Genomic DNA, 24,508 nt, shown 5'->3' with positions numbered 1-24,508 from the left:
TTATTTCCCTTGCGCTGAAGTGGCGGCGGCGAGTGTGACTTTAGCGGCAGCCATTTCTATGGTCTGTCCATCTTTAAAGCTGGAGCTGGGGCTGCGCATGATGATGTCGCCAGCGGTCAGGCCACTACGGATTTCATAATTGCCGGTACGCTGATCGCGTTTGCCGATTTGCAGATCGACACGGCTCAGGGTTTTGCCATTGACCTTCCATGCATAGGATTTGTCACCAGCCTTGACCAGGGCGGCTTCTGGCACCATCAGGGCGCTGACGGTTGCGGCTTCGATATTGCCCTCGGCATACAGGCCAGAGACGCGTGGCTGGTTGGTATCGGCAAAACTGACCAGCACCTCGACCTGACGTGTCACGTCATTCGCCGCGGGATCAACGCGAGTGACTTTGCCGCGGAACTCTTGTCCTGCATAGCCATTGATACGGAAGCTGACAGGCTGACCGACCTTGACCATCGCAATTTTGTCTGTCGAAACCCGGCCTGCAAAACGCATGCTGGTCGGATCGATGACTTTCACCAGTTCTTTACCGATAGAGGCTGTATCACCGGCAGATACCTTGCGCTCGCTGACGACGCCGTCAAACGGAGCGCGTACGACAGTGCGTTGCAATTGCTGACGTGCCAGAACGGCGCGGGCTTTAGACGCGGATAACTCGCTTTGCGCGCTGTTACGGCGAACCTCAGCGTCATCGAGCGCCTGCATTGAGGTCATGCCGGACGCACGTAAGGTCTTGAGCCTTTGTAGGGCGCGGTCAGCCTGATCCAGTGCGGAGGCGGCATTGCGGGCATTATCTTCGGCAGAACTGAGATTGTCGCGGATCGATGTTTCATCGATCTTGACCAGAATATCGCCACGTTTTACTACGTCGCCATTTTCTTTCAGGACCTGTAATACAACAGCGGAAACTTCCGCGCGCAGATCAGCTTTACGCTCTGGCTGGACCGATCCGGTAATGACCGGCCCCGATGCCAGCGCATTGCTTTGCACGGTCATGATGTCTTCTGGTGCGATGGTCAGTTTGGCGACCGGTGCCGCGGATTTTTTGTCTCCCGTTGCGCTGGCGCTGGCGGTTCCGCTTGCAGCGTTGCTGGCACTCGCTTTATCGGCATCTTTATTTTCTTTGCTGCAGGCGGCCAGGGCAGACGCAATGGCGAGGACGAGTAGTGTTTTACGTAACATGATGAATCCCTGTGCGGGTGATTGAGGGGAAATGGGCTAGCTTAACCAGATGGCGCAGTATCGGCCTGTATCAGACTGGCTTCAACCGCATAAGTTTCGAATTGCAGTTTTTGTGGGATGAAATGCGGTTTTGGCGACATGAAATGCAAAGCCAGGCTCTTGAAAAGACCCGTTCCGACCTCAGACTCGCGATCGTTTCTTTAGAATCCAGGATCGGATCAGGTCTTGGTCAGATGCCCGCTCTTGTACTATCCTGTGGTTTTACAAAAATAATCGAACAGCGATGAGTCTAGATATTACGTTTTCCCAGGGTGACATCCAGTTCCGTGATGCGGTGATTAGCGATGCCGAGCAGATCGCGGTGCTGGTCAATAGTGCTTATCGAGGTGATAGCAGTCGCCAGGGATGGACGACAGAAGCGGATTTGTTGCAAGGAGCCAGAATACATGCGGCAGAGGTTCGCGAACTGATTTTGGCTGAGGCGTCTTTTATCTTGCTGTGTGTGCAAAACGGGATCACGATCGGTTGTGTCCATTTACAAAAAACCGAGGGCGCCGCTTACCTGGGAATGTTTGTCGTGCAGCCGACGTTGCAAGGCAATGGCATCGGCAAGCAGTTCATGCAGACTGCCGAGACCCGGGCACAGCAACGGTGGGGTATAGACAAAATCTGGATGACCGTGATCAGCATCCGACAAGAGTTGATTGCCTACTATGAGCGCAGAGGCTATGTCCGAACTGGCCGTTTCAAGCCTTTTCCGTCTGATAACGGCAAAGAAATGATGCTGGTTGAAAATCTGCAATTCGAAGAAATGGAAAAAATCCTGACCTGAACAGCAGGCAAAGTAAACTAACACCACAGACCAGATTAATCGCGATAAAAATACAGCACGGCGCATAAAGCGGCGCCAACCGCATAGAGTAAGCGCGTATCGCTACCGGTCAGGTAAGGATAAAACATCAGAGCGATACCTGTCCATTTGGCTTTACTGCGCTCAGTTTTTTTCCCATATCGGTAGGCGGCAAAACCAATAATACCGAACAAGATCGCACCGGCGAGATAAGCCGGTGTTGGCATGAGCGCTTCTAACAGCGAGTGTAATTGTGCTTCTTCCATATACTGGCAACGCTTTCATCATTGACGATTAACAAGCGATGCTACTCTAAGCTGTGCGCCTGTGCTGTAAAGAAAGGAATAGAAGAGATTTCATTTTGTAATGCCTAGGTAAAATAAGCCTCTCAAGCCAATATCGGGCCAGAAGCCGTATAAATACAGCGGCGTGGTTTTTCAATCAGCTACATCCTTCGTAGCTACCATCACAACTGCCGCTACCGTTATCAGAACGGCTGCTTGCTTCATTCCTTCTCGTCCCATAGCTGCAACTCCATCAATAAGAACAAAAAGTTGACAGGGAAATTTTCAATGCCAACTAAATAAAAAAATACTTGGCGGTAGATAGAGATATTGAGGATCTGCGATTCTTAGGATTAACGCGAGACGGATTTTTGTATTAAACGACCATTATTGAACATGGCGCCCGATCTTAAGCACCTCAATCAAACCATCAGACGCATCTTCGATGTAATCCAGTACCTGATCAAAACCACGAGCGCCGCCGTAATAGGGATCAGGTACTTCGTCCGCATCACTGTGAGTGGCGTAGCTCATCATCAAACTGAGTTTGTGTTGATACGCTGCAGGGCAGATTTTTTCTAACATGGCGAGATTATGTTTATCCATCGCGATGATTAAGTCGAATTTGCCGAAGTCATCTGCAACGACTTTACGGGCGCGTTGACCGGACAAATCGATCCCGCGCTTCATCGCGAATTCCTGTGATCGCAGGTCAGGTTGTTCGCCAATGTGATACGCATGTGTGCCGGCGGAATCGAGCTGTAACTGATGACCTAAGCCCGCTGCGTCGGCGCGAGCGCGAAATACGCCCTCAGCCGTTGGCGAACGGCAGATATTTCCCATGCAGACAAAAAGTATCGCCAGTTTTTTTTCAGAGCTCATGATCGTATGCCTATGTTCGTTGATAAGAATTTGGAATGTAGCTTTTTATTTTAAGTCGATATTTTAAGTTGGTATTCTCAGTTTGCTTTGTCACATAGATACAGCGAGATATCCGATATAAATGTGACGTAACAATTCGCAACACATTCTTTGTCAACACATCGTCATCGGGGCGCGTTCTTGGCATACGTAGATTAACTACGTAACACAAACTAAATATAGAACAGGATTTATCATGAACAAGCTGATCGCCGCCTCCCTCGTTGCTGCTACCTTCGCTATGGGTACAGCGTTCGCACAAACTCCAGCTACACCGGCTAAACCAGTTGCGCCAGCTGCTACACCCGTAGTAGCGCAGGCCGCACCGGCAGCCAGTGCAGTAAAAGCATCAGCGACAACAGCAGTCGCTGGTACCAAAACATCGATGCCAACAGCGATTGCTCCGATTGCCGATGCTAAGCTAGAGACTAAAGCTGAAACGAAAACAGAGACAAAACCTGTTGCGACAGCGACACCTGTTACTGAGAAAAAAGCAAAACATGTGAAGCATGCAAAGGCAACCAAAGCAGCTAAAGCAGAACCAAAAGCGGAACAAAAAGCTGAGCCAAAAGCAGAAGCAGTAAAAGCCGCATCAGCGAAATAATTCATCTTGCCGTAATTAATAAAAACGCCGCATATCAAACGATATGCGGCGTTTTTTTATTGGACTGCAAAGATCTTCTTAAGTATCCCCTGCCTGTTCAGTCATTGTCCCGACTCAACAAATTCAGCAGGAACTACCCGTCATTACCAGCCAGCGAGTAAGGTATATTTACCGCTAGTTGCTCCGGTGCCGCCAGCGTAGTAAATCACTTTCGCATACAGCACTTTGGTAGTGGTGCCGGTATTGCTGTTGGTGACAGTATCGACCGCACCGGTGCCCGCGGTACTTGATGTCAGCTTAGTCCCCGTGCTGCTGTACAGTTCCAGATCATAGTCAGACGTCGCGTTTGGCGTCAGTGTTACTGTCAGTGTTTTTCCCGCAGGCAGGCTGATCTGGTAGTAATCCACATCGGTACTTGCGCTCATCGTGCCATTAACGGTGGTGTTCGCTGTACTGATCACGTTCGCTGTGGCGGTCGTATTATTGCTTTCTGTTTCGCTGATGGTAGGACCTGTTGTGGTACTCGATAAAATATTTTGTGCCTGGAATTTTGCCTTGAAGGTGTTCTCGTAAGTCGCATCAGCCGGGAACAGATTATGTGCAGCATTCACAATCGCGGTTGCCATCGCTGGCATTTTGATATTCGATCCCAGACCAAAATGTGCTTCCAGAATAATCTGGTCGATATTCGCACGTGGCTTGCCGGCAGCGATCAGTGACACCATCGCCTGGAATAGCGGTGTGGACCATAATTCATCTGACTGGAAAGTCACGCCGCCTTCAGTGACCGAGACGTGGGCGTCATAGCTTTTTGCGCTATTGTATTTGGCATCGGTACGATTAAGCATGCGGCCAGCCCAGCACGCGCCATGACCATCCCAGCTAAACGCCCATTCAGGATGATAGATTTTGCCATTCGGTGTACTGTAAGAATACGAGGCTGCCCAGTAATCACCAAAGCCTTCGCCCATCCCGCCGGTATCGCCGCCACTCCAGCTGGAATTGATGTTGGCCTGAATGCCATGACCGTATTCATGCAAAATCACGTCGGCATCTTCGGTGTCATTCACGCAGCCATGACCAAATGCCAGATAGTCGCTGGAACCACCGCTGTAGTGAGAATTGTCATCACCATTCACTCCATCGGTATCGACATTCAGCGGACGATTGATGATCGATTTGGTACCGGTAAAACCGAGTGACTGGATATAGCGCTGATTTTGATCGAGATGGAAATATACATTCGTATCATCAAACGCGTTATTACCCCGCTTAGCTGTCCACACACCATTGGTGGTTGTGCTTGGTGCGGTGTTTGGCGCTTCGATATTGGTAATGTTGACATAAGGGCCGGATAATTTATACACACCGCCAGTCACGGTCAGATCACGCAAAGTCTTGGTCGAATAAGCGGCATCAAATGCCGATGCCGGTGAAGTATCCGTCAGCGAATCCGTATTCAACGCCGTACGCGGATCAGGATCAAATACCAGACCGCTGCCGTTGATGCCAGAGGCGGCTGTTGCCAGTGTTGCAGTTGCCAGCGTAGCCGTCGCTGCCGAGGCCGCGGTCAGTGTTGCGCTACCTTTGGCATTCATCGCTTGCATCGCCGATTGACGATCCAGCGTTGGCCCTCCCAGTTCTGCACGTGCGGCGATTGAGCGGTCCCCGTTTTTACCGATACGCGGTAAGGAGGTGGAGCGCGAACCCAGCAGCACGCCGTTTTGTGCATGGATGTACTGGATAAAACCTCCGGTGGGCATTTGCGCGGCGATTTCTACTTTATGGGCGAGCTGTACACCGTCTTTTGTCGGAACCCAGACTAGATTGCTACTTGGCGTGGCGACCAGCGGATGCTGGACTTTCATATTTGTCCAAGCCTTATCCATCGCCTGATCGGGCGTCAGTCTGGCCTGCACATACATTTGATTGACGGCATTAGCATCCATCTTATCGGTGATGTGCTTGGTCTCATTAAAAATTTTCAGAAGCTCGCCATTACGACCGATGGAGACAATAATTTCGGCGCGGTCAACCGGCAGGCCACGCAGCATTTGCTGATAGTAATAATGCTTGCCGACCAGAGAATCCTGCACCTTGGTCAGCACCAGATTGTCAAGTGCCGCTGGCAAACCATATTGCGCGGCGACCTGACGTAATACGTCCTGCGCCGAACTGGCTTTAGTACCTGAGAAGACGGTGAGATTGTCAGTGACTGCGCTGCTGCCAGCAACTGCGACGCCAGAATAGGCGAGGAAAATGAGTGACGCTAAAGTAGAACGTGAATGATGCCGCATGCTATTACTCTCCCTGAGATTTTAATAACGGACGCCGGACGGCGCCTCATGTGGTAGTCCCGCCGGACCTTACGAGAACATCTGCAATCCTGTATCTGAGTGCATCACTTCCTTGCAAAGGACTGCAATACGAAGGTATTGCGAGATCTTGCTTCTGGTGCTGCATGCCGGGACAGAGTTGTCGACGCGCCCTTATAAATCAAACAACGTGAAATGAGTATATAGCGAAGTTTTGTCCAAACATAGCAGGCAAAATCATCTGAAAATACCAATACATCATGCAAATTGACGTTAACTTCACATAAATTGACGAAAAAAACCATGCTATAAAAAACAGCAGGTTTGACTCACGCTATGAAGGGCGATGCAGGATAATGCAGATGCAAAGAGCGTTTCTATGACGTAGTGTCCAGCACTGTACCCGCTGATTTTTTATCGTTCTGTGCAGTTTATTTACTGATGTCGTTTGTTACACTGTGATGCTGACTCACCTGTTTATCGCTTCCCTATCTACGTGTCCCATACCGCATTTTTTCTCGTCATTCTCGCTGGACTCATACATGCACTCTGGAATATCGCCGCCAAAAAAGCGGGCGGTGATGTGCGCTTTGCCGGATTCACCAGTCTCATCATGATGCTGGTGTGGGCACCGGTTGGCATCTATGCTGGCTGGAATGTTGTGCCCACCTGGGGTTGGCTTGAATGGGGTTTTGTGACTGCCAGCGGTATCCTCCATGTGCTGTACTTCATTACGCTGTTGCGCGGTTATCGCAAAGCGGAGCTCACTGTGGTTTATCCACTCGCGCGGGGGTTCGGTCCCCTGCTGTCGTCGACCGCCGCGATTCTGTTTCTGGGAGAAAAAGTATCCCTGACCGGTGGCCTTGGGATCATCGCCGTGGTTGGCGGCGTATTTTTGATCGCAGGGGGACCTAAATTGTTCCGCTCGGTCAGCGATCATGTCCAGCATGTCAGAGTGCGAAAAGGTATTGTCTACGGTCTGCTGACGGGCTTATTCATTGCGGCTTATACCGTACTGGACGGATATGCCGTCAAGGTGATGTTGATATCACCGATCTTGATCGATTATGTCGGCAATTTCATCCGCATCGCTTTACTTGCACCAGCATTGCTACGCGATCGTCAGGCGACCCGGGCATCATGGAATCGCGAGTGGAAATATGCACTGATTGTCGGCACGATCAGTCCGGTTTCGTACATGCTTGTCTTATATGCGATGCAGAATGCGCCACTCAGTCACGTGGCACCGGCGCGTGAGGTATCTATGCTGTTTGCCGCCCTGATCGGCGGACATTTGCTCGGTGAAGGAGATCGTGTGCAACGTATTATCGGTGCCTTGTGTATCGCCGCCGGTGTCATTGCTCTCGGAAATTTTTAATAAGAAATCGCCGGATAAACAAAGCCCACAAAATGAATCGCATTGACCAGAAAATGCAGAATGATTGCCATCGCAATCGCACCTGAGCGTTCGTAGATCCTGCCATATCCTACGCCTGCCAGCGTTGCTACTACGATCAGTCGCCAGCCGCCCCATGCATGTGCCAGTCCAAATAGGAGGGCGGCGATACCGATGCAGAGCCAGCGATGTTTCGGCAGCAGTGCGAGCAATCCCTGTTGCACTCCGGCGCGAAAAAACGCTTCTTCCGCCAAGCAAGTGAAGAACAAATTCACACCCAGAAAAGCCCATGCGCTGGCGGACCATTTCCACTGCGGCAGTGTCAGGCCAATGACTACAGCAATGATAAAAATCCCGGTCAGGCTTGTTACCATCAGGCGCCACAGGCCGGGATTGCGCCAGATCGCGCCGCGCCGGCTGGCATCGTCACGACAAAATACCGCCAGCATGACTAAGCCCGCAATCGCTTTATCCAGATGCAAATAAAATGGCTTGGCGTCAGTGCCTGTGAATACACTCAATTCGGGTAAAGCGATATCAGGAAATCCCGGCAGTTTATGCAATGCCAGCAATAATCCCATCAGACCTGTCAGCGTCATCAACAGTTGCCGTCGTGTGCCCTTGGCTTGCAGCGCAGCCCAGCCAGCAGCACTCATCAACGTAATGGCCAATAAACCGGCCAGCGTGACATGTGATGCAACTACCGCCCACGCTATCGTCAGCACAAACATACTCATCCATACGCGCTGCCCCGCCAGGCAGAACCAGGCCACGATGGTCGCGCAGAATAGATAAAAAATTACCGGCATAGATCAACAACAGGCATTAAATGATTTCAAAGAAAAAGCAGCGACAAAAAAGAGCAGCAGAAAGGGGCAACAATTTGAGGTAGTGCACATTGTCATAAAGCCCTAAAAACCACAAGAAGCAGGACATGGATTTAACTTTGGTTTTCTATTTGAGTATTGACAAGCTGGCATGCGTCCGATTGAAACCGTTCACATTAAACCGCTCACCCCTTACGAGCTGAACAAACTAAAAATAAATCAGCTTGCTGTGAGAAAACTGAGTTCTACCGATAACTTGTAACGTCGGGCGTTCTTACAAACATCATGTTGTTGTTAAATAATTATTAAAATAGATGATTAAAATCAATCACTTAACAAAACTGGTATAAATTATGCAATGCGTGTTGAGCGCCCGCCGTTTTGACAGGCGTAGATCCTTTTAATTCCCAATGGAGATACTATGTCCAACGCATTATCAAAATTATTTGCCGGCCTGGCGCTGGCGATTACCTGTCTTTCGGCCAATGCCTACGTCGTCGGGGGTGCTGCCAGCTCCCTTATTCCCAGCAGCGGTAACTGGGCCTGGAACGGTTCTTACATGACAGGCTTTCGCGGCGCGTTAGAGAATGCGGCCTACTTTGGGCCCGCTGGTATTGTCAATCGCACGATTACCACAACCAATCTCACTGCGGTCAATAGCAGCACGCTGGCGGGCGTCGATATGTTTGTCGGCACCTGGGTTGCGGATAGCGAAGGCGCTGGTTTTTCGGCAGCGATCATGAATTATTTCCTCGGTGGCGGTGACCTGTTTCTGTTGCAGGATGATTCCGGTCACGACGTTTTGGGGAGTACCCTGGGGATGAGCACGACGGGCAGCACGGGCTCCGTCTCTAACGGTGGTGCACCGCTGTTTAACGGTCCTTTCGGTAACGCGACCAATGTCCAGCAGTTTTATGCCGTTGGTCAATTGGATGAATCCGCTATTTTGGCGCACAACGGTCACGTAGGCGGCCGCAATGTTGAGAATCAGGTGACCTCAGCATTCTGGCACGCTGGCGAATATGCACCCGGCTCAGGTTCCCTGTTTATCATTGCCGACATTGACATGATTGCGACCACCAGTTTATGCGGTCAGCCACTCTGCGGCGCCAGCTACGCTCCGCTCAATAACAACGGTATATACGCGCTGAATACGTTTAGCTTTTTACAGCAAAACGGTGGTAATCCCATTCCGGAACCAGCCAGTATTTTATTAGTAGGAAGCGCGTTGGCAATCCTGGCAGCACGTCGTCGTAAAGGGTAATTAAAGGGTAATAAATCATACAATCCAGATCCGTTCTCGACAGAACTCGACAAAAAACTACAGCTCCTCCGGGAGCTTTAGTTTTTGTACGTTGGTGAGTGTGGACTTATGTAAGGTTTTGTATCACCCAGATCGCTTGGTCATATAAATCACGCGCGGGCATGGTGACTGATCGTTCTTCTGAGGGCACCAGAAAGACACCGTGATCGACCAGCGGCGGCAAGAAATTTCTATCAGATCCGGCGCGTCGCCCATCCCCATATTGCAGGTTGATTCCAGCGCATCATTCAGCAAGTTCGCCTGGAAATAGCCGTAGCGGCTCATTTTTTGTATGGTCTCGTAGGCGAGCCCGGGTTCTACCGTCCCGGGCCGCACCATCAGCTCCCGCTCCTTCAGCGGTACTGAAGTTTCCAGTTCGGCACGGCTGCAACTCCACTGTCCCTGATCGCGCACGCACTGCGCAACGTAGTACAAGGGCTGTCCTTTGAGCCTGGCATGCGGCAGACATTTCACATCGGCGAAATTCGCATTGGCTGCGCGTGGCTCAAATGATCGTGCGTCAATGTCTGCTATACCGACTTGATATTTTTTGACGCAGACCACCTGCTCCAGCAAGAGCCGGTCATTCCGGCTGAGTTTGACTGGAAATGTCTGATCTGTCTGACCATTAGCCAATGCCAGCCCCGCCGGCAAAATATAGCTTAGCGCAGCCAGCATGATCCAGATTAAGCGCATCGTCAGTGCGGTGGCAAGTCGTGATTGCATGGACGAAGCATCCGTAGCGTGTGTTCTCATGGTTTAAAAACGTATTCCTGGATTACTATATTTGCTGAATAGGTGTGAGGTAAACACCGAACAAGGACCGGATTTTTCTTAACATTGTTCAGATGACTTACCTTGCTCAGATTGCTTAGATTGTATAGCGGGATTCTCATGGCTAACAAACAACATCCGCAATCTCCATGCGGGTTTGCAGCCAAATTGGCTCAGTAACCCGCATCGGCATTGCGGTTTGGTAAAACAGTTTTACAAATTAACAGTCGATTATCTGCTGTAGTTTGCGTTATCCTTTGCATTAAATGCAATATTGATGCTGATATTTTAGGCAGATACACCATGTATCTGACCATGTTGCGTCATTGTGAAACGAAATTTGTTGTAAATACAGGGAGCGTTTGGACTGACTGGTATGGATAAGCACATCGTTTATACAAAGACCGCAAAAGGACTGACAGAAGCCATTGGTAAAACCAGGCAACTGTCCCGCGGCCTGCGCATGCTGCTAAAGGAAATTGATGGCAACGCGTCAGTGGGCGCGATCCAGGTCAGTCTCGATCATTTGTCCGACAAAAAATTAGAGAAGGCGCTGGCGCAACTACTCAAAGATAATTACATCCGCATTTTCGACGCGCAGCGCCGTCCGCTAAAAGATCTGCCCGCAGAAATTGCCAGCAAAGCCCCTTCTCCCGACGACATTGATTTTTCTACGATAGGCACTTTTCAAGAGTCGCTACTCCAGCTCACGATGAGCGCGTTTTACAATGCCGTCGAAGCGCAGAACGCTGCCGATGCGATGGATAGTAAGGGCAACCCAGGTGCCGCTGCGGACGCGGATATCCCGGCCACAACACCTGCTGCGAAAGAAGCGCCACCCGCCAAACTCGATCCCGCCGTACTGAGTCGCCTGCCCAAAGCGATTGCCGATATTGATCCGAATATTCAAGAGCTTGCCGAGTTCGTAGGACGTTTGGAGATCGAAGCGCGCGCCAAACAAGACGCCAAAGAAAAAGCCCGCAAAAAAGCCGAAGAGTCACGTCTCGCCAAGCTACAAGCCTTGCAAGAAGAACAGGCGCAAGCCACCCGTGCAGCGCAAGAACTTGAGATGAAAAAAGCCAAAATCCGTGCCGATCAGGACGCGCAGGCGCAAGCAAAGTTGCAGGCTGAAGCCCTAGCGACAAAACAGGCTGCAGAGGAAAAAGAAGCAAAAGAGTCCGCGCAAAAACTAGCGCAACAACAAATTCAAAAAGAAGCAGAAGACAAAGCAAAAAAAGACGCTCTGGCTCAGGCACAACAGCAAGCAGAAAAAGCCGCTCAGGAAAAAAAGCAGCGGGATGCCGAAGAGCTGGCACTCAAACAAATACAGCAGACCCAAGAGCAACTCAAAGCACTCGAGCAAATCCATAAAGACGCTCGTTCCAAGGCAGAAGAGCATTCGCCAAAAGAAGCAGAGCAACTGGCCCGGCACGTCGCCGAAGAGCTACAGCGCAAAGTCGCACAGGCACGTGCCCGTATGGAAGCAGAAAAGAAAATTCTGCGCGAAGAAGAAAAAAGAAAAGCCCGTGAACACGCCGATAAAGAAGCCCGTCAGCTCGCCGGAGAACATGCTCAGCGAGCGACCGAGCAGGCAGCCGCAGAATCAGCACGTCTTGCCATCGAAAAAGAACAGCAAGCTCAACGCGAACTCGTAGCGCTACAAGAAGCCGAGGTTGCAGCTAAAGTTGCAACTGAGGTCGCAACTGAGGCAGCACGTCACGCTGAGGAGCAACAGCAGCGCGAGGCAGAGGCCCTGCGTATTGCCGGGATCGCCAAAGCAGAACAGACTGCCCGCGAGCAAGAGCAGGCGCGCTTAGCCGCAGAAGCCGCCGAGCGAGCCAGGCTTGCAGAAGAGCAGCAGGCACGCATCGCCGCCGAAGCGAAAGCAAAACAAGACGCGCTGCAACGTACCAAGGCCGCAGAAGAGCAACAGTTCAGAGAACAGCAAGCCCGTATCAAAGCAGAAGCCAAAGCCAGACAAGAGGCCCAGGCGCAAGCAAAGGTAGAACAAGAGCGTCTGGCGCGTGAAGAAATGCAGCGTCAGGAGGCAGAAGCCAAAGCAAGACAAGAAGCAGTGGACCGAGCCAAAGCAGACGAAGAACGTCAGGCACGCGAAGAACAGATCCGGCTAGAGAACGAAGCCAGAGAACAGCAAGAAAGAGCGGCTGCCGAGCAGGCAAGAATCGCACAGGAACAGGCCCGCATAGCAGCAGAGGCTGAGGCCCAAGCCGAAGCTAAAGCCGAAGCCGAAGCTAAAGCCAGAGCACAACAAGAAGCGCTCGACAGAGAAAAAGCAGAACAAGAACTGCTTCAGCAAGAACAACAAAAAGAACAGGAACGCCTCGCAGCAGAAGCCAAAGCCGAGCAAGATGCCTTAGAGCATGCCATGGCCGAAGAAGCACGCCTCGCGCGCGAAGAGCAGATCCGTCTTGAGGCTGAGGAAAAAGAAAGATACGTACGAGAACATCAGGAACTACAACGTCAGGCAGCCGAGCAAGCCAGACACGCGCAAGAAGAACAATTGCGGCAGGAAGCAGAAGCCAGAGCACGACAAGAGGCGATAGAGTTAGCGCAGGTCAGAGCCGAGGAAGAGCGCAAGGCAACAGAACTGCAGGCCCGCATAGATGCCGAGGCCACAGCAGAAGCAGAACGACTGGCACGCGAACAGCAAGAGCGCGAGGCAGCAGAGCACGCCCGACTCGTCAAGCTGGAACAAGAGCAGGCGCAGATTGCCGCAGAAGAGCACCAGAGACAAGAAGCATTGCTACGTCAATCGGCGGAAGAACGCGCCATCAATGAGGCCAGCGAGCGCCAGCGTCTAGAACAAAGCGAGCAGGAAAAGCATCGCGAACAGGCGCATCAACTGACCCTGGCCAAAGAAGCCGAGGCCGAGCGTGCCCGTAAAGAAAAAGACCAGGATGTGCTCAGCGGTATCGCTGCACTGGCAAAGCAAGAGGAGCTGGAGCACGAACAGCAAGAGCAAGACCGCATTGCGCGTGAAGCAAAAGAAGCTCGCCTGAAAGTCGAGGCAGAAGAAGCTGCGATCCGCAAAGCCAGAGAGCTCGAAGAAATGCATGCGCAGGTCGAGGCGCGCAGGCTCGCCAAGCAAATGCGGGCAGAGGCTCGCGCAGAAAAAAAGGCCGAAGCCGCCAGAAAATGGTCAGCCAGATTCGCCCGCACCAGAGATGCAATTGTCAACAGCGTCATAGACACACTGATCAAGAAACTCGGCGTCATTGTTGTCGCCAGCATTGTCGTCGTGACGGTCATGATGCATTTCACTTCATTCGACCGTCAGGCGCTCATATTTCAACGGGCGATCACAGGCGCGACCGGACAACCCGTAACGATGAATGGTGTCTATTTCTCGCTCCTGCCGCGTCCGCACTGGCGTGTCGAAGGTGTCACTATTGGCGACAAACAGCAGATTCAGGTACAAGAAATTTCCATCGCCATTGACCTTACTACTCTCTTCGATGACAAGATCGCATTAGGACGTATTGATATCAGCTACCCGCAAGTGAATGAGCAGGCGGCAGGCTGGCTCTTGTTCCAGTCGCGTGCACAGGCGCACGAGCAAATCGGTCCTGTCTATGTCGAAGATCTCAAACTGGTGTCTTCGAATTTTTCGATGGCGCTGTTAGACGGACATGCCGAATTTGATCGTAACGGACACTGGGCCAAGATGGTGCTCGATTCGACGGAACACCAATTTCATGCAGCCCTGATCCCCGATGGCACGGGTGTCAAGTTCGACATCAATGCGGATGCGTTTGCCGTACTATTTGGCGCGGGTGTCACAATGAAGCAGTTTCACAGCATCGGCATGATGTACGAAGACCGTCTCGATATTAAAGAGTTTGGCGGTGGCCTGTATGACGGCGTCATCAGCGGCAGTGGTGTTGTGAAATGGGATCCGCGCTGGAGTTTTACCGGTAGTTTCAACGCCATCGAAGTCAACCTCCCGGGCATCGCTCCGCGGCTGTTTGGCAGCGGCAAGTTGCGCGCCAAAGGCCGTTACAACATGCAGGCCAAAACCAGCAATAAACTTTTTGCCGGATCACGTATCGATGGCAGTTTCAATCTTGGTAGCGGCGAGGTTATCGGCGTCGATATCATGAACGCATTTAAAAACGCGCAGATGGGTGGCCGTTCCAGCTTCAACGATATGAGCGGCAACTTCACCTACTCCGCCAATCGCATTCAGGTGCGAGACATCCGCATGAGCGCTGGTCTCGTCACTACTACCGGCTATGTATGGATTGATGCTAATGCCGGACTCAGTGGCCGCTTCGCCATTGACCTGCAATCCCCCTCGAACCGCGAGCATGCCGATATTTCCTTATCCGGCAAAGTCAGTGAGCCTAAGTTTGGCGAGTGAATAGCTGAGGACGGAAATTGCTAAAAAGCTTAATCACTGTTCCATGGAACGGCTGATGCCTGTCGATGTGATTTTTCAATGTGGAGTTGTCAGACGTTCCCGGATACGATCCCGCACTGTCCATGGGGGTTTGCAGCATAAAAGCCGCCAGCAGCCACATATTCATTGGACATTTTGATTTCGCTTTTCTCAAAAGACGTCATCAAGGCGTCGTCAATACGTCATCCAGGCAAGCGGATTCATCGACAAGCAAGGCGGCAGCCCAAAAACAGGCAATTGTACTGATCGGCTTTCTAGTGGATAATTCCGATCTATGAACGATACTACGACACCTCCAAGCCTGCCCGATCGCCTCTCTATTGATCCTCGCAGCCCCTACCATATTGCCGCCGTGTTTGAACACGAAGTCGGTATCAAATTCAACGACAAAGAACGTCTCGACGTCGAAGAGTATTGCATCAGCGAAGGCTGGATCAAAGTCGCCGCTGGCAAAGCCCTGGATCGTAAAGGCAAGCCGCTGATGATTAAAGTCAAAGGCAAGGTCGAAGCGTTTTATCGCTAATCTTTGACGCCATTCGTGGCGTGTAGATTCGCCGTAATGTGATTTTTATCAAGACAAAATACAGTAAAAAATACAGTAAAAAGCGGGTCAGTATCGGTTATCGATGCTGACCCGTTTGCTTTAATTTGCTTAGGTTTTCTTACGTTTGTTTTATGCCGCTGCTGGCAGACGCAAGTAAGCGCAAGTCGCGCAGGCGCTGGTGCAAGGCGTCGTCCCAGTTTAGCTTTTGCTGTAGTTTGGCACGCAGATAATGTTCGGTGAAAACATCCAGATATGCCTCTAATGTTTGTGCGGCCAGAGTGTCGCCAGCCAGTTGCAAGCACAATGCGGTGACTTCGGAGGTGCACAGATTTTCTTCGCGCTTGGAGCGGCGCAGGCGGTAGCGTGACAACTGCTCCGGCATCAGACTCAGCACGGGCAGGTGAGCGAGGTAAGGGCTTTTCTTAAAAATTTTGCGCGCCTCAGGCCAGGTCGCATCCAGCAAAATAAACAGCGGACGCTTGCTGCCAGCACGGTCCTCTTCCTGTACTTGCAGCAATTCCGTGACCACCCGCTCCGGCGCGACAAATTCCCCGGGGAACACCACATACGGCTGCCACTGCGGATCAGCCAGCACCGCCAGCAGCGCAGGATCCACCTCAGTCCGCGCCCAGCCGAACGCCATCGTGTCCGGCACCACATCGGCAATTAGCCAGCCCGTGTTGCTGGGCTTTAGCGTCTCATGCTCGGCCATCAGCAGGCACACTCCGGCCCGCGTAGGCACCACCGGACGCAAGGCGCACAGGCAATGGCTCAGGATCAGACGACAGCCCCCGCAACGCTCGCCATGCGGCCCGCCACGCGCCAGAAAAGGCCGCGTACTCTTCTCCAGACGGACAGTGCGAAGACGGGATACTGCATGGGGTAAGTGGGTTTTTGTCATAGAACTACGTACATCAGGGTTGGAATCTGGAGCAGGTTTAAGCGGGTGTCATGTTGGAGGCGACAGCGGGCACGATTTTCCACATCATCTTGTACAAACCAATCGCGGCGACCAAAGTCCAGCATTCTAGTGCAATCAAGCCGGCATGCCTATGAATGATCCGAATGATCGTTACCAGACAAATTCTGGATTCATGATCGACTCCCGCTCAACCAGCGATCAAGGAAAAATTCGACAGAACCGGAACGTACGCAAACTGTATCCACTCTCTACAAAGCAAAAAAGCAGCAAGGCTGACACCTTGCTGCTTGTAGACTTTACCTTCTGATCGTGTTTGCGCACACACTACTTGATTGCCTTGCCCCGATCAGAGGTCTTTTAGAAGCTTCCTATCCCAGATGCTAAGCCACAACCGCATAGAGGCAAGCTCATATCAGATTCAACTAATCAGTACGCCCTCAGTGCGCATAATTCCCGAAAAACAATCCACGGAAGCGCTTACGAAAAATCACGACGGTCCCAGCCAGTAACAGCATCACCAGGTTAAAGCCGAGAATTTTGGTTCCGCCAAGATCAACAAAAGGCACGGCGTTGGACTGCATGGTGGCAGCATTCAGGCCGCGGTCATAGGTCGCACCGATCACATGCCCTGTATTGTTGATGGCATTCGTCAGGTACAGACCCTTACCGCTTGGGTGTAGCAGCATTTTGTTATCCCGCCAGACGAAGGAAAGACGGCGGTCGCCAAAACGCTCGTTGGTCAGTTGTACCGTCCCCACGACATGGCCCGCATTGTTGATGCCAGTAGCGAAGCTATCGCCGCGGCCAATGATCGCGCCCAGATCGGTCATGCGTGTGCCGTCGTAGACAAAGGCATGCCAGGTGCGGTCTTTCATCTCCGATGCACCGACGACGACCCCCTGGTCATTAATCGCGGTCGCCGTACTGAAGCGGCCACCCAGCGTCCCAAGATCAATCATGCCGCGCTCAGCATCATAAAAGAAAGCATGACGCGAGCCATCTGGCGTCGTCGCAGTGCCAACCACTTGCCCTACATTATTAATGCCACTGGCGTAGCTGATTTTGCCGCCGAAGGTACCCAGATCTTTAAGCGGCTGCCCGGGTTGATACAAGAACGCATGCCAGTCGCCGTTCACCGTATCAGCAAAGCCCACAGCAGCACCGGCGTTATTCAGCGCCATGCCATGGCTATTGACACCACCCAGCGTGCCCAGCTCTTGCATGCCATTGGTGCGGCTGTAGAGGAAAGCCGTCCAGCTACCGTCCTTCTTGTTCGACGAACCGACAAGCTCGCCCTTGTCATTGATGCGCTTCGCTTCGCTCTCTGTCCCGCCCAGTGAGTCCAGCACGATCAGCTTGCCCTTGTCAAAAAAAGCCGCATGCGGCACACCTTTTTCATCCTCGATCACCACAGCAACCTGACCAGCCGCGTTCATATCATTCGCAATCGACCCACCTTGCTTAGGTGCCGCAATCCCAAGCGACTGAGTAATTGCACCGGCCTCACTACCCGCCAGAGCCACCAGAAAAAAACAGCTACGAAGAACATAACGCATACCAGAATCCTTTCAGGTGGGATTGTGCAAACGAAAAAATCGTATGTAAATGTACATCAATAATGCTTGCTGCAGATGGCAGATTGTTATGGCGTGTGGTGAAAATGGGAATTGTCATAGCACATCGTTGAGTTGTGTTTGCGCAGCGAGCCTCGCTAAAATTTTTGGAATGCAAGGTGCGGAAAGGACGTTGTAGTTATAGTGCGTGCTTATGCAGTATCAGTACTTAATTGGCAATACGAGGGCCGCATTTTCAACACAAGTAATCTCAAAGTTGTCTGTCGCCAGTTATATGCTGATGTGATGAATGAGGGGACGAAGCATGGCCGTAAGAATTAGTTCAATTTGAGGTACAACCAACTCACATTGATATCGTAAGTTGATTGTGTCAAATGTTTGTCCGTGAGCCCTGTATCGGGCATCTGAAATCACATCCCCAAAGACCTCAGTAACTCGTCACTGGCATCGTCTCCGGCTGATACTGCGGGTGGTGTTGCGTTGGATTGGCTAGCCAGACTCGCTTGTTGCATGTCGAGTAAGGCGTCTGGGTCGGTGATTTCGCTGGAGTCGAAGTCATGCAATTTAATGAATTCTGTGCGGTCGATGGCGAGTTCCAGGTAGAAAATATTATTATTTTCGGTGAAGAAGGAGACGCGGCGGATTTCGGGGCGGTCTAGCGGGGTGTCGACGCTGAGCATGACTTGTTTGTTCAGTACCAGCATTTTGGGTTGGTTCTGGGTGATGTTGGTTTGTAGTTCTCTGCGAACCTTGCCGGTGAAGTCGCCGACGATCTGGTTCATCAGTTCGCCCAGGATATTCGAGACCTCATCAGAGCTGAACGAGGAGGCGAGTTCGGATTTGGGCATGCCCATGCTCAGCATGTATTTCTCATAAATTTCCAAGGCGGCGTTGCCTGCAAAATTCAGTACGACCAGGCCAGAAAATCCACCGTCAAACAAGACAAAACAACCGATATCAGGTTTCAGGCCGATCTTGGTTACTCGCTGCACCATGGCCGAATAATGAATCTTGCTTTGTGTTGCCACGTTCAATACGCGTGTGACGGAATTGCATAAACTGGTCAAGAGATCTTCTGTTCCGTAGACGACCATTTTTTCTTCTGTACTCATGAGCAACTCCTGAAAGATATTTCCTGGAAATGATTTTTATCTTATCCGCGCAGTGCGCGATCCGCTACTGATTGTGCGTCGTCTCGACCTGAGTCGGATTCTGTTTCTTGTCGCGCTGGTGGGTCGGCGAGTGCTACGCGAAATAGCACAATGCGGCTAAGCAGGTCGGCGATCTGTTCTCTCATCTGTTTTATATTGATTGATTCTGTTGGCGCTGGGTGAGCAGGCGTGTCAGTCAGGGCGTTACGTAAGGCCATCAGCTCACGTTCAAGCTTGCGTATCTGGAACAGCGCACGAAGCGCGGGATCCTGCATCTGGTGCTGTGCCAGTAAGCCTTGTTCCAGCGCATCGCTCTGTGGTGAAGAGGCTATGCCGGGCATGTCGTTTTCCTTTACGTGGCAGCGTTGCCGCGGATGACGCGCCGCGCAAGCCTTTGCGCAGACACGCCGTTCCATGGGAATAGTTAAGAATATTCAATGGAACAGGCTGCGTCCAGTTGTTTCATGTTTTTTTTGTGCAATTTGCTACCAGATTATGCTTGTGATCTTAAGGGATCTGTTGCTGAATTGATCTTTATTTTTGATATGACAATCAGAAAGTACTCAATTCGTATCGTAACTAACTCTCTTAAGCAATAAGTTGATCTGATTAGGGTCATCGACGAGTTAAATTTATAATCAGCGTTGGATTTATACCAAACGTACGCTTACGAATTAAATAAATTTGTTTTATGAGGTTGTCGAATTTTATGAAAACTCTGCGTAGAAACTGTTCAGCACGGTGACGCTAATTTGTCAGCAATTCACCAGTGTTTCTGTCGTATTCATTAAATTCAATGCCATAAAACCTCTTTATCTATAAATAGTTGACCTGATTCTCTGGGATTTGAAAATATTTCGCTCTCTTGTTTTTGTGGGCTGGAAATTTTGGATTGAACCTTTGGACTTCCCCTAATTCAGTATCCAGAAATGCGCACAAAAACAAAGCGACCGCGCTTCGAGCTGCATCAGCATCGATACAGAATATCCATAAGTTTCGCGACGAGTACATTAAAGACCAATCTGCGCCGATCGAACACGTAGTCATTTTCGATGAAGCGTAACGCGCTTGGGATCAAGAAAATACTTCAAAATTCATGACCACCAAGAGAGGTCAAAAGAACTTCTCGCAAGGCGTGATTGCTTCTTCCGGCGCTGTTCGTCTTAAGCCAGAAGGTATCTTCGTTAAAAATCGATTGTCAGCGGCGGACTGGTTCTTGAACGAACAGGACGATGTGCGCTCTTGCCACTTCCTCGAAGATGTGGCGACCGAGTTCGACATTCAAGGTTTAGAGTTTGACTGGTGTTTGGTTGCCTGGGATGCGGACTACCGTTACGTCAATGGGCAATTCGAACATTGGAAGTTCACTGGCACGACGTGGAAAAGGCGACAGCAAGAAGAGCAGCAACGTTATCTTGAAAATGCTTATCGGGTATTGCTGATAAGGGCGCGGCAGGGGATGGTGTTTTTTGTAACGCTAGGCAATGCAGAAGACGCGACGCGCGTGCCCAGAACATCTGGATGAGACCTATAAGTACTTGATTGGTTGTGGAGTAAATGTTTTGGCGTGGTCTGAACTTGAAGTTACACACGAATCAGTTTCGAAAAATAGTCGAAGCTGATTCCTTTCGTTACACTTTTAGTTGCTTTAGTTCTGGACGCTGACCTTCTGAGCAATTCTTTCCTTAATTTCTTGATAGATCGGAACGTTAATTCCCTCAGCGACTTCTAACGATACACAAATTGCAAATGGAATGGATTCCCTCAGATCGCCAGCTTCGGCTTTGCAGTTCACTTTGCAAACAAAGCGGTCTCCATCAACAAAAGCCAAAGCGCTATTCCCTTCAAGTATTTCGTGCTGAAGTGTTCCTCTTTGAACTTGTCTCCATTCACCCTCTTGTCGTGAAACATCGAGCGCAGCGGGTGGCGTCACCCATAACTTTGCTCGTCGATAGGCCTGATGCGCGGGATTAACTGGTGTGAGCCAAGCAAGTGTAATTGTCACGCGCTTCCATAGTACTTTTGTGGCAAGGCTCGGCGGGAGCGGTGCTGAGAACGAATAGGCCTTTCCATCATTGAGTTCGCCCACGCCGATCAATGTTGCTCGCTGTTGCGTACAAATTAGTGCGCGTTGAAGATCAACGGGACCATAGCCAAGCCAGCGCCCGACGAATTTGCGTTGAGCGTCTCTATCAGTGATATCTGGCCTCGTCGCAATTATTTGTTCGAATAAATCACCCCACTGTGCGCCGTGCGCCATCAACGCCTTGAGCAAGACTGCATCGTAGGTAGCTGGAAGTTGATCCGGATCATTCTCCCGGATCACCTCGATTACCTCGTGGGCGATGGCGGCACCACGACTTGCAAGTGCGGTGGCATTGCTAGTGCCACGAGTATGTTTCGTGTGGTTGTTGAGTCCGACGGGTGGGGCTGCAACGCGATGACCTGGCTCAACGGATGTACTCCAAAGCGGTGAAACTCGAGTTGATTCAGTTGGACTAATAATTTCTTCCTTGAAAAGGATACGTCCACCTGGAAAAAGCAGATCCGGTTTTAGAGATCGTCTGAAACCAGTACCTATGCGCGAGTATGGGCTAAGTCCACCAGACGGAAAAAGATCGTAGCAGCGAGGTACCGTTGGGAACTGTGCCGAGTCCGTATGATGAGCACCAATAGTCAAACCATTGATGGATTCTCCTGGTGACAAGATAGTTCGATCAACTTCATGCTCGCACATTGCGGTGAGCGCCATTAAGTTTCTCTCATTGATGGCCACATTCGCAAGCGATTCGCGAGGAATTTGAAATGTGTAATCTGTAACTTGGTTACCTGCGCTAATAATAAAAAGAACCCGATATTTGAATGCCAGCCAATCTAACAGTCGAGCCCATGGAGAAAGGTAACGATCAAATGGTCGCGCCGCATCACCTAGGGAAAGACTAATAACCTTAACAGACGGAGCCGCCGCCGGTTGGCCTGCCTCGCCCTCGCAAATGCGTTTGATTACCCTGTGCATTAAGTCAATAAGCAAGGTGTTGTCTGGCGTGACCTCGGGACGAGGGGAAACCAATGAGTTGGGGTCGGGGCGCAGCACTGGCCTTACATAAATCGGACGCAATAATGGCGCTTCGCCTGAGTTCAGGTCTCCATAAGTGATTAGTGATGCCATGGCTGTTCCATGAATTCGGTCCTGCACAGCATAGTTAGCTTCCCATTCATCAGGATCATCGATGGTCAAACGCCCACGCAACAGTGGGTGGTTTTGTAGTGGCAGGCCATCCAATAGTGCGACTATTGGGGTCCCGGCCGTGGGGGCATGATGAAACTCGCCGTCTGCAGTCGGTGCTCCTTCCTGATCGCTGGACGGCGCTGCGGCTTGTCCTTTTGGTCGGAAGAACATAATTCTCTCAGACATTACCAATTCGGGTAGTTGATCCTCTAGTAGTTGAGATACCGATGCAGCAGGCATTTCGACTAACATTCCGTGGTAGCCAATCTCGGAGATGAGTGCACGGCTCAAAACTCGTCCATACATTGATGCGATCAAAGCTGCAACTTCATCCCGCGCACTATCATTTTTTACGGTGTTTGGAAAATACCAGATCTCGATTTCAAAACGAATAGGATCAATGCCTGCCGCAACCTGTTCACGCCAATATTCAAGGACATCGACGCCCATACGGTCGCGAATACTCCAAAAACGGACATCCTTCAGTTGGGCGAATACCTGTTTCCATGGGGCAAAGCCACGCGGCAACTGTACTGATGGATTAGCCTGATATCGGTCCCACAACGACAAAACTTGGGTCAAGGCCTGTTGGTTACTCCCGATCAGAAATAAACGACCAGAGATTGATTTATCTCTGTTGCTGTTATCGTAAAAATCCTCGTCCGGTGTTATACCTTCTTCAGCCGACTCTAGGAGCCATTCTAGTCCTGCTACGTGTCCTGCCGCCTTGACAAACGTATCAACTGAACCAATCGTTTCAAACACAACCACCAACTCGGGATCTTGTCCTGGAGCTACCTGTTGAAGGTTCAGTCGTTTAGCATCAAAAGTCTGTTGCAACGCTTGGAATTTGGGCGCAATACGCGCCCGTTGGCGACTAATGTCAGGGCGATGCATGTTTGGAAACCCAGGCGGTAAGCCATCTCGTGCGATGGGGGCTACAGCTGGAAACAGTAGAAGCGGGTATTCATGTGCGGCCATCTTTCCCCTTAACTTGCATTTGTAGTTGTGTTAGTTAGCTGTTGCCCGATGCTGCCATTGCCTCAAGCGCTCAACCACGATCACCTTCAGCTCAGCATTTGGTAAAGTAAGAACATAGCGGCGATATATGTCTTCACAAAATTGTTCAAGCTCCGAGAAACTTGCAATATCCAATTTCTTTGCTAGAGCTTTGGGAGTTATACCAAGTGCCAGACCTATCCTGACTTGAAACTGGGAAAACCATTCTTCCTTTTGCATCAAGGACGGTGGCGGAACCGTAAGTCGTATCTGGAATCGTCGCCAAACGGCACGATCAAGCAATTCGGCATGATTGGTTGCTGTAACCACGACAACATGGCTAGGCAATGCATCAATCTGTAAAAGTAGCGAACTTACCACACGCTTAATCTCTCCCGTTTCATGGGTATCCCCTCGCTCTTTCCCCAACGTATCAAATTCATCAAAGAAGAGAACGCATTCACGAGTACGTACATAGTCGAACAACCGTTTTAGCCGTCCACTAGTCTCGCCAAGAAAACTTCCGATCACCGCTTCATATCGTACAACAAAAAGTGGCACCATTAGCTCGGTAGCAATAGCTTCGGCAATAGATGTCTTGCCGTTGCCAGGCGGCCCGGAAAGTAAAATTCGGTGCCGGGGTTCCAGACCGTATGATCGAAGCAGATCTCGGCGATGTTGTTCTTCCGCCACCTCAATAAGCGAGGTTCGAAGCTCTGTGTCCAGAATGAGTGAATCGTAGCTGCGGCGCGGTTCGATTTCGAACAGGAGTCCACCGTGACCACTGTCAACACCACGCATCAACTCTATTGGACGCGGACGTGTGGTGGTTGCGTTTAAACCTGCTATTAGTTTGTCTGCAAGTTGATGGTGACGTTTGGCGCGTTCTTCGGCTGCCATCGCTTCGACAGTTGATCGAAATAGCTTCAGGTCCCCTTCATTTCCAGCTTTGACCAGATTAACAATTAGGTCTGCGCGTGGCATAATTTTTTCTCCATGCAACAAGTCTATCGGTCAGATATTCATTAGCCTTTAGTTAATGCTCCTTATGAACTACTGGGGGCATCAGGAAATTTTTTCGAAAACAGAAAAACAAAACAGTACCAGATTGCTGCGCAATATCCGTGCGCTTTTCAAGGTGACATGGCCAGAAACCTACATCAGTAGCACGCTATAAATTGGACTGTTCTTAATATTTAGATCG

At 50.7% G+C, this 24,508-nt stretch carries 20 protein-coding genes; 8 read left to right on the top strand and 12 right to left on the bottom strand.

Going from position 1 to position 24,508, the window contains the following annotated elements; genetic code table 11:
* Complete coding sequence (locus ACO0K4_RS02940) at positions 1–1,191, bottom strand: efflux RND transporter periplasmic adaptor subunit (protein ID WP_422955099.1); 1,191 nt, start codon at positions 1,189–1,191, stop codon at positions 1–3.
* Positions 1,192–1,474: 283 nt separating this feature from the next.
* Here ACO0K4_RS02940 and ACO0K4_RS02935 point away from each other — a divergent pair, with 283 nt between their 5' ends.
* Positions 1,475–2,023 (top strand): GNAT family N-acetyltransferase, encoded by a 549-nt coding sequence (locus tag ACO0K4_RS02935; RefSeq protein ID WP_422955098.1) that lies wholly within the window; start codon positions 1,475–1,477, stop codon positions 2,021–2,023.
* Positions 2,024–2,058: 35 nt separating this feature from the next.
* Here ACO0K4_RS02935 and ACO0K4_RS02930 read toward each other — a convergent pair whose 3' ends face one another.
* On the bottom strand, positions 2,059–2,307 hold the full coding sequence (locus tag ACO0K4_RS02930) for a hypothetical protein (RefSeq protein WP_422955097.1): 249 nt from the start codon (positions 2,305–2,307) through the stop codon (positions 2,059–2,061).
* Positions 2,308–2,712: 405 nt separating this feature from the next.
* Positions 2,713–3,207: a low molecular weight protein-tyrosine-phosphatase gene (locus ACO0K4_RS02925; RefSeq protein ID WP_422955096.1), complete on the bottom strand. Its 495-nt coding sequence runs from the start codon at positions 3,205–3,207 to the stop codon at positions 2,713–2,715.
* 235 nt (positions 3,208–3,442) lie between these two features.
* Between ACO0K4_RS02925 and ACO0K4_RS02920 the strand changes: the two genes are divergently transcribed.
* Entirely contained in the window at positions 3,443–3,850 is a 408-nt protein-coding gene (locus ACO0K4_RS02920) for a hypothetical protein (protein ID WP_422955095.1), read from the top strand.
* Between the two features lie 143 nt (positions 3,851–3,993).
* Here the strand turns inward: ACO0K4_RS02920 and ACO0K4_RS02915 are convergent, their stop codons facing one another.
* On the bottom strand, positions 3,994–6,147 hold the full coding sequence (locus tag ACO0K4_RS02915) for a hypothetical protein (RefSeq protein ID WP_422955094.1): 2,154 nt from the start codon (positions 6,145–6,147) through the stop codon (positions 3,994–3,996).
* Positions 6,148–6,661: 514 nt separating this feature from the next.
* On the opposite strand from ACO0K4_RS02915, the gene ACO0K4_RS02910 reads away from it, so the two are divergent.
* Positions 6,662–7,543 (top strand): EamA family transporter, encoded by an 882-nt coding sequence (locus ACO0K4_RS02910; RefSeq protein ID WP_422955425.1) that lies wholly within the window; start codon positions 6,662–6,664, stop codon positions 7,541–7,543.
* Here ACO0K4_RS02910 and ACO0K4_RS02905 read toward each other — a convergent pair.
* Positions 7,540–8,370, bottom strand: coding sequence for a lysostaphin resistance A-like protein (locus tag ACO0K4_RS02905; RefSeq protein WP_422955093.1), 831 nt, complete (start codon positions 8,368–8,370; stop codon positions 7,540–7,542). The genes ACO0K4_RS02910 and ACO0K4_RS02905 overlap by 4 nt on opposite strands.
* Positions 8,371–8,809: 439 nt before the next feature.
* Between ACO0K4_RS02905 and ACO0K4_RS02900 the strand changes: the two genes are divergently transcribed.
* Entirely contained in the window at positions 8,810–9,652 is an 843-nt protein-coding gene (locus tag ACO0K4_RS02900; protein ID WP_422955092.1) for a PEP-CTERM sorting domain-containing protein, read from the top strand.
* A 123-nt stretch (positions 9,653–9,775) separates the two neighbouring features.
* On the opposite strand, the gene ACO0K4_RS02895 is transcribed toward ACO0K4_RS02900, so the two are convergent.
* Positions 9,776–10,417: a hypothetical protein gene (locus ACO0K4_RS02895; protein WP_422955091.1), complete on the bottom strand. Its 642-nt coding sequence runs from the start codon at positions 10,415–10,417 to the stop codon at positions 9,776–9,778.
* 424 nt (positions 10,418–10,841) lie between these two features.
* On the opposite strand from ACO0K4_RS02895, the gene ACO0K4_RS02890 reads away from it, so the two are divergent.
* Positions 10,842–14,846 carry a hypothetical protein gene (locus ACO0K4_RS02890; protein WP_422955090.1) on the top strand — a complete coding sequence of 1,335 codons (4,005 nt, stop codon included), beginning with the start codon at positions 10,842–10,844 and terminating at the stop codon, positions 14,844–14,846.
* A 313-nt stretch (positions 14,847–15,159) separates the two neighbouring features.
* Positions 15,160–15,408 carry a DUF3297 family protein gene (locus tag ACO0K4_RS02885; protein ID WP_422955089.1) on the top strand — a complete coding sequence of 83 codons (249 nt, stop codon included), beginning with the start codon at positions 15,160–15,162 and terminating at the stop codon, positions 15,406–15,408.
* Between the two features lie 139 nt (positions 15,409–15,547).
* Here the strand turns inward: ACO0K4_RS02885 and ACO0K4_RS02880 are convergent, their stop codons facing one another.
* Positions 15,548–16,330, bottom strand: a complete 783-nt coding sequence (locus tag ACO0K4_RS02880; RefSeq protein WP_422955088.1) for a tRNA-uridine aminocarboxypropyltransferase — start codon at positions 16,328–16,330, stop codon at positions 15,548–15,550.
* Between the two features lie 151 nt (positions 16,331–16,481).
* Between ACO0K4_RS02880 and ACO0K4_RS02875 the strand changes: the two genes are divergently transcribed.
* Positions 16,482–16,658 carry a hypothetical protein gene (locus ACO0K4_RS02875; protein ID WP_422955087.1) on the top strand — a complete coding sequence of 59 codons (177 nt, stop codon included), beginning with the start codon at positions 16,482–16,484 and terminating at the stop codon, positions 16,656–16,658.
* Positions 16,659–16,788: 130 nt separating this feature from the next.
* Here the strand turns inward: ACO0K4_RS02875 and ACO0K4_RS02870 are convergent, their stop codons facing one another.
* The 3 genes from ACO0K4_RS02870 to ACO0K4_RS02860 all read right to left on the bottom strand — a co-directional run bounded on the left by ACO0K4_RS02870 (position 16,789) and on the right by ACO0K4_RS02860 (position 19,417).
* Entirely contained in the window at positions 16,789–17,907 is a 1,119-nt protein-coding gene (locus ACO0K4_RS02870) for an HAF repeat-containing protein (protein ID WP_422955086.1), read from the bottom strand.
* A gap of 428 nt (positions 17,908–18,335) precedes the next feature.
* Complete coding sequence (locus ACO0K4_RS02865) at positions 18,336–19,037, bottom strand: DUF3334 family protein (RefSeq protein WP_422955085.1); 702 nt, start codon at positions 19,035–19,037, stop codon at positions 18,336–18,338.
* Positions 19,038–19,078: 41 nt separating this feature from the next.
* Positions 19,079–19,417, bottom strand: coding sequence for a hypothetical protein (locus ACO0K4_RS02860; protein ID WP_422955084.1), 339 nt, complete (start codon positions 19,415–19,417; stop codon positions 19,079–19,081).
* Between the two features lie 755 nt (positions 19,418–20,172).
* On the opposite strand from ACO0K4_RS02860, the gene ACO0K4_RS02855 reads away from it, so the two are divergent.
* The gene (locus ACO0K4_RS02855) at positions 20,173–20,601 is read left to right on the top strand and encodes a DNA/RNA helicase domain-containing protein (protein WP_422955083.1); all 429 of its coding nucleotides are present in this window, start codon (positions 20,173–20,175) and stop codon (positions 20,599–20,601) included.
* Between the two features lie 123 nt (positions 20,602–20,724).
* Here ACO0K4_RS02855 and ACO0K4_RS02850 read toward each other — a convergent pair whose 3' ends face one another.
* Both ACO0K4_RS02850 and ACO0K4_RS02845 read right to left on the bottom strand, forming a co-directional pair.
* Positions 20,725–23,286 carry a S8 family peptidase gene (locus ACO0K4_RS02850; protein ID WP_422955082.1) on the bottom strand — a complete coding sequence of 854 codons (2,562 nt, stop codon included), beginning with the start codon at positions 23,284–23,286 and terminating at the stop codon, positions 20,725–20,727.
* Positions 23,287–23,316: 30 nt separating this feature from the next.
* A complete protein-coding gene (locus ACO0K4_RS02845; RefSeq protein ID WP_422955081.1) occupies positions 23,317–24,288 on the bottom strand; it encodes an AAA family ATPase in 972 nt (323 codons plus the stop codon).
* Positions 24,289–24,508 lie beyond the last annotated feature (220 nt).

Source organism: Undibacterium sp. RuTC16W, assembly GCF_049339445.1.
GTDB lineage: Bacteria > Pseudomonadota > Gammaproteobacteria > Burkholderiales > Burkholderiaceae_D > Undibacterium.
This window is presented reverse-complemented; position numbering and strand designations above follow the sequence as displayed.